Origin of the sequence: Vibrio sp. 10N.261.52.A1, from assembly GCF_002876325.1 — a bacterium.
Lineage (GTDB): Bacteria > Pseudomonadota > Gammaproteobacteria > Enterobacterales > Vibrionaceae > Vibrio > Vibrio chagasii.
Genome location: NZ_MCYD01000952.1, coordinates 1 through 6,747, shown reverse-complemented (window position 1 = coordinate 6,747; position 6,747 = coordinate 1). Strand labels below are relative to the sequence as shown.

The window sequence follows — 6,747 nt, the reverse complement described above, 5'->3', positions numbered from 1 at the left end:
TTGTTAGTCTTGCCTGTTGAATACGTCAGTAAGCTAGGAAAAGTAAAACTTTCAGCTACACCTTGGTCGAAAACAGCTGGTGCTGGCTGGTCTAAATTAGACGCAACTCAAACCCTAACACTGTTACTCAATTACCTTAAACAAGTGTTAATGATCCCGTTCAACCATGAGTTGATAAAACAAATGCAGAACAGCTTGTTGGTAACCGAGCAATTCCTAAACACCGACAGCCCACTCCAGCAGCATAATGCCTTTATCGCGTCAGAACAGTCACTGCTCTGGGGACACACTTTTCACCCAACACCAAAAAGTCGTTCTGGAGTAAGTATGGATGACTTACTGGCTTGCTCCCCGGAAGTTGGCGCAAAGGTGCCTCTATATTGGTTTGAGGTGGAAGCAGCTTTACTGGATGTATTGCACTCAGATACGCGCACATCACCAAAAACGATGCTCGAGAAATTGGCACCGAGAGAAAGTGATTCAGAATCAAAATTACTTTATCCGTGCCACCCATGGGAAAGCTACACACTTCTACAAAACCCAGCAGTTCAACGTGCGATTGAACAAGGAAAAATTACACCATTAGGCTTAGGTGGAGACAAACTGTTACCCACTTCCTCCGTGCGTACTCTTTATCACCCAGATATGGAATGGTTTGCTAAGTTTTCCATCAATGTACGTTTGACCAACTGTGTTCGCAAAAACGCATGGTATGAACTCGACAGTGCCGTACAGTTAACCTCCATTCTACGTCCGATAAAAGAGAGCGAACAGCTGCGTAACCCTGTATTCAAGGTAATGAGTGAGCCGTACGCAACAACACTGAATCTAGGTTCAATTGCCGAGCAAGAGCCTGACGACATCATAAAAGCTCGTGAATCATTTGGCATTTTGTATCGTGAGAACTTCTCACTTAGTGAAACCGACATTCTACAACCGACGTTGGCAGGTTCGCTGTTTGCTTGTGATCGTGAAGGAAACAGCTGTATAGCTAACCAGCTAAAACAAAAAGCGAAAGCGACACAAAGCCAGTATGAGAATGTCGCTACCTTGTGGTTTGAGCGCTACTTGCATTGCTTGATTCCAGGCGTGTTTAACTATTACTTCAAACACGGGGTCGCATTTGAACCTCATCTACAAAACACGCTGATCGGTTTCGAAAAAGGTATGCCCTGCTGCGTGTGGATTCGAGATCTCGAAGGTACAAAATTGTTACCTGAATTTTGGCCTTCAGAGACATTACAACAGCTTTCAGAACGGGCCCAACAATCGGTTTACTACAGCCGAGAACAAGGCTGGAATCGCATTGGTTACTGCACCTTTATTAACAACATCAGTGAAGCCGTATTCTTTATTGCTGAAGGAAACGCCAAACTTGAAGAGACATTGTGGGAGTTATTACAAGAAGCCATCGTTCGTTGGCAATCAGTCAATGGCAAGCAACCAGAGTTAGTGGCGTTACTTGATGGCGGCTTCTTCCCAAGTAAGAACAACTTCACCACTCGCTTGATGCAAAATGCCGACAAAGAGTCGGGGTACACGCTAATTGCGACACCATGGGCGATTCAAAACACAGGAGAGTGTCATGACTAAGCCAACTCAGCTTCCCTCGTACATCGAGCAAGAAGTAAAACAGCTCGCAAAGCAGCAAAGTCAGCCATTGTGTGCTTACATGTATGACCTAAATGCGCTTGAACAGCACATCAAGCAGATGCGCCATGTATTACCCAAAAACGTGGAACTGTTTTATGCCGCAAAAGCTAACCCTTCTGCGCCAATCTTGAGGACTTTAGCGCCTTACGTTGATGGGTTTGAAGCGGCATCTGGCGGCGAACTTAGCCACCTCCAGCAGCAACAACTTAATAAACCACTGATCTTTGGTGGGCCAGGGAAGATGCCAAGTGAATTAGAGCAAGCGATACAACTTGAAGTCGATGCCATCCATGTCGAAAGTATTACAGAACTTCAGCGCATCGGAGCGTTAACACAAAAGTTGAATCGACCCGCTTCCATTTTTCTGCGTATGAATATCGACATTGGTGACATCACACTCAGCAAGTTAGCCATGGGAGGAAAACCCACCCCATTTGGTTTCGATGAAGCTGAATTGGATAACGCCATCATGTATCTACGTGATTTCCCGTTAATAGAGTTGAAAGGCTTCCACTTCCACCTAATGTCACATCAACTCGATGTTGGTCGTCACTTAGCACTCGTTCAACGTTATTTCCAAGTGGTTAAGCAATGGAAAGAGCAATACTCGCTTGAAGATCTCGTTATTAACCTCGGCGGTGGTATGGGGATCAATTACCAAGATCCTAGCCAACATTTCCCGTGGATAGAATTTTGCGACAAATTAGAATTCTTGATCGCTGAAGAACACATGCAAGATTGGACACTGCGCTTTGAGTGTGGACGCTATATCTCTGCGCCTTGCGGCTACTACGTAATGGAAGTGTTAGACATCAAACAGAACCTTGGCGAAAATTTTGTGATTGCTCGAGGCGGCACACACCATTTCCGTACACCTGCGGCACAAAGCCATGATCACCCTTTTACTGTCATCAACAATCAGCAGCACTCAATCATTTCGAACCCGATACACCACACCACTGCCAATTTGGTTGGCCAGCTATGTACACCAAAAGATGTACTCGCTCGAAACCAAAACATTGAATACGTCGACATCGGTGATTATCTTGTTTTCACCTTGGCAGGTGCTTATGCGTGGAACATTTCTCACCAGAACTTTTTGATGCATGAGCCACCTATATTTCACTACTTTTAAGCTTCGAGGAAACCAAGATAAAGCTTTGGAACTTAATCTCATCCAAAAACGAGCTGTCATCTAGGTAATACCTCGTAAACAAAAAGGCGCTAGCAAACCATCGCTCACTAGCGCCTTTCATCAAGCATCACTATGACTGAGCTTGTGAAGCTCTATTGTCCCCATTCGTTCTGACTTTGTAATTGTGTAACCAGCAACAAAGTAATCCAATACAAAGCCCCCAGAACGCACTTCCGATACCCAATAAATTCGTACCAGAAGCTGTAAATAAGAACGTAAACAGCGCTGGCTCTCTGTAGTGGCTGTCAGCCATCGAGACAGCTAAGCAATTCATTAATGTAGGCATCACTGCTAACCCCGCAACAGCGATAACTACCGCTGGAGGAACCGCACTAAACAGCGACACAAATGACATCCCCATCACGCCAGCCAATAAATAGAACACGCCCATCGAAATCCCTGCCATATAACGTGTTTTCGGGTCGTCATCGGCATTAGGACCCATACAGATCGCTCCGGTGATTGCGGCAAGGTTATACGCAAAGCCTCCCAGCGGCGCTAATAGTAACCCTGTCACACCTGTGGTAGTGATGATCTTGGATGAATCCACTTGGTACCCATTTGCTTTTAGCATGGCAAACCCCGGTAAGTTCTGCGAAGCCATCGTTACGATGAACAGCGGAATACCTACGCTGATAAGAGAAAAGAATTCGAAATCAGGCATAATGAATACCGGTGCCGTTAAACCTAGCGTGACCTGACTGACATCGAGCTTGCCAAGACCAATACACATCACCAAAGCAATGGCGAAAATGCTTGGGATGAGTAAATTTCCTAACCTCGACTTCGCCAAAACAAACACAGCAAGCATGACCACCACTATCTGTACTTCTTCCATTAACGACGTAAACAAGCCCAAACCGAACTGCAATAAAATCCCCGCCAGCATGGCCGAGGCAATCGATGTTGGAATCTGTTTCAGTACCCTTTCAAATATTCCGGCCATACCGACTAGCGTGATCAACAGCGAACTAAACAGGAATACAGCAACCGACTGATTCATCGTCAGACCTTCGAGCGAAGTAATCAACAGTGCAGCGCCCGGCGTCGACCAAGCCGTCACAACCGGTTTCTTGTAGCAGAAAGAAAGCAATATCGTGGTTGCCCCCATGCCAATTCCCAACGCCCAGAACCATGACGCGACCTGCTCTTGAGTTGCTCCGGCACTCATAGCAGCTTGGTAAATGATCGCTGCGGCGCTCGCATACCCAATAAATACAGCAATAAATCCCGTACTGACGTGGGAAAATTTTAGCTTAGTCATGTTATTTTATTCCTATGTACGTTATAACGCTCATAGCTAAACCTAGCACCTGTGCGCTATAACGCACAAGCTATTTATAGATAAAATCTTGTAGAAAAAGTATGCAAACAGAAATTAAAGTCGGTCCTAACTTAAAACGCCTACGCCAAGAAAAAGGCTGGAGCCTAGATAAAGCAGCAAAAGCGACAGGCGTAAGTAAAGCGATGTTAGGTCAAATTGAACGTGGGGAATCCAGTCCCACCGTTGCTAAGCTCTGGCAGATCGCATCTGGGTTTGAAGTGTCATTTTCCAGTTTTATCGCAGAAAGTTCGAACAATGAGCTGACGAGTCTATTCAGAGATGCAAACGAGTTAAGGCGTGAAGAATATGACGTTGGCTTCTTCGTCAGTTTATTATTTCCTTTTGAGGAAGCACTTGGGTTTGAGATCTTCGAGCTAACCCTCGCACCTGGCTATCAACATGAATCCGACCCGCATAACACTGGCGTTACCGAGCACATATTATGTATCTCAGGAGAGATGGCCGTGCTTTTTGATGGTGAATGGCAAACATTACAAGCAGGGCAAGCCGTTCGCTTTAATGCTAACCAAAAGCACGGATATAAGAACCTCGGTGAAGACAATGCGATGTTCCACAACGTAATTCACTACCCTGTAAAATAATGGTTAGCCTACACATCCGACCATTTATCTAGTATTAATAACAGTGAAAGGATATGCATCTATAAGAATTAGGGAGCCCATAATCAAATGACTCTAGAATCAAAACATGCCCTAGTTGTGGAAGGTGGCGCAATGCGTGGCATCTTTGCTGCTGGCGTGTTAGACGGCTTTATCGACCACCAATACAACCCGTTCGATTTCTGCATCGGCGTCTCTGCGGGCTCAACCAACTTAGCCTCTTGGTTGTCTAACCAACGCGGCCGAACCTATACGATTATCTCTGACTACTCATGCCAACCTGAATTTATTAACTTCAAAAAGTTTGCCAAAGGTGGACACTTACTTGACCTCGACTGGCTTTGGGATCATATCGCACAGCACTATCCATACGATATGGAAGCCTTTGATAAACAACCGCTTCCCTTTCAAGTCGTGACCACGGATGTTGAAACCGGTGAACCGCTTTACACGCAGGGTGAAAAAGATAACCTAGAAGAACTCCTCAAAGCTTCCTGCTCTGTCCCTATGGCCTACCGCACGCCTCTGAGAGTAAATGGTCGAAAAATGATAGACGGCGGAGTGGTCGATTCCATTCCCGTAATTGAGGCTTATAAACAAGGGGCGAAAGAAATCACAGTGATCCTCTCGCAAAAGCAGGGTTACAAAAAGCGCCCACCTAAAGCACCTTGGCTATTACGTCGCCTGATGAAAGAGACACCTCAACTGGCTGAGGCCATGATCACTCGTGCAGAGCAATACAATCAAACCTTAGACTTTATTGAGAACCCACCCCATGATTGCACGATTAAGGTTATCGTTCCTGATGATGGCTTCGCTGTGGGACGATTAACCACAGATAAAGACAAGCTTGAAGCCGGTTACCAAATGGGCCTTAAGGCAGCAAAGCGATTCGTTACACAAGAATAAAGCAGTTACTGAAGCTAAGTAGCCGGATTTAATCCCCCTGCTCTCTAGCTGCAAAGCAAAAAAAGCGAGCCACTAGGGCTCGCTTTTAAGTATTTAGTTTTAAGCTAAATTACAGAAGTTCTACTGACTGCTGAGCGATGACGAACTCTTCGTTGGTTGGGATAACCATCGCTACTGCGTCTAGCATCTCAGACTTAGCGATAATGCCGTCAGCACCAAAGCGAGCAGATTCGTTACCAGCAACATCTTCAACAAAACCTAGGATCTTAAGGTTTTTCAAGATTTCACGACGGATTGGTAGAGAGTTCTCGCCGATACCACCAGTGAAGATGATACCGTCTAGAGAGTCTAGTGTTGCAAGGTAAGAAGCAACGTATTTAGCTACGCGGTATGTGAATACTTCGAAAGCCAGCTTAGCGCCTTCATGGCCCTCTTCCATAGCTTCTAAAATGCCACGAGCATCGCTCGTAAGACCAGACACACCTAGGAATCCAGACTCCTTGTTAAGAGAGTTGAAGACCTGCTCTTGTGACCAACCTTTCTTAAGAAGGTATTCAATGATACCTGGGTCTAAGTCACCACAACGTGTCCCCATCATAAGGCCAGAAAGCGGTGTGAAGCCCATTGATGTATCAACACTGTTACCGTCTTTGATAGCACATACTGATGCGCCGTTACCTAGGTGAACAGAGATGAAGCTAGATTCCTCAACAGGCTTGTTTAGCATCTTCGCAGCTTCACGGCTTACGAAGTAGTGGCTAGTACCGTGAAAACCGTAACGACGTACACCGAAGTCTGTGTATAGCTCTTTAGCAATAGCACCAGTAAATGCGCGTTGTGGCATTGTTTGGTGGAAAGCCGTATCAAATACAGCGAACTGAGGCAAAGAAGGGAAAGCTTCAATCGCAGCGCGGATGCCTATAGCACCAGCTGGGTTATGAAGTGGAGCAAGATCAGATAGGCTTTCAATCTCGTTCGTTACTTCTTCAGTAATACGAACCGTTTGAGTGAACTTCTCACCACCGTGAACGATACGGTGACCGATA

6 protein-coding genes are annotated in these 6,747 nt (G+C 45.7%); 4 read left to right on the top strand and 2 right to left on the bottom strand.

Translation table 11 applies throughout. From position 1 onward, the window contains the following. Positions 1-1,593, top strand: a 1,593-nt coding sequence (locus BCT81_RS20715) for an IucA/IucC family protein (protein WP_102425674.1), incomplete at its 5' end; no start/stop codon positions are given. Continuing rightward, entirely contained in the window at positions 1,586-2,788 is a 1,203-nt protein-coding gene (locus tag BCT81_RS20710; RefSeq protein WP_102425673.1) for a type III PLP-dependent enzyme, read from the top strand. The genes BCT81_RS20715 and BCT81_RS20710, both read left to right, overlap by 8 nt. Before the next feature lie 130 nt (positions 2,789-2,918). Here BCT81_RS20710 and BCT81_RS20705 read toward each other — a convergent pair whose 3' ends face one another. Beyond that, positions 2,919-4,112 (bottom strand): benzoate/H(+) symporter BenE family transporter, encoded by a 1,194-nt coding sequence (locus BCT81_RS20705; RefSeq protein WP_102425672.1) that lies wholly within the window; start codon positions 4,110-4,112, stop codon positions 2,919-2,921. Positions 4,113-4,213: 101 nt separating this feature from the next. On the opposite strand from BCT81_RS20705, the gene BCT81_RS20700 reads away from it, so the two are divergent. After that, positions 4,214-4,774: an XRE family transcriptional regulator gene (locus BCT81_RS20700; protein WP_102425671.1), complete on the top strand. Its 561-nt coding sequence runs from the start codon at positions 4,214-4,216 to the stop codon at positions 4,772-4,774. Positions 4,775-4,861: 87 nt separating this feature from the next. Then, a complete protein-coding gene (locus BCT81_RS20695; protein WP_102425670.1) occupies positions 4,862-5,701 on the top strand; it encodes a patatin family protein in 840 nt (279 codons plus the stop codon). Between the two features lie 109 nt (positions 5,702-5,810). On the opposite strand, the gene BCT81_RS20690 is transcribed toward BCT81_RS20695, so the two are convergent. After that, positions 5,811-6,747 (bottom strand): acetate/propionate family kinase (locus BCT81_RS20690; protein WP_102425669.1); only part of this gene is annotated, 937 nt, incomplete at its 5' end.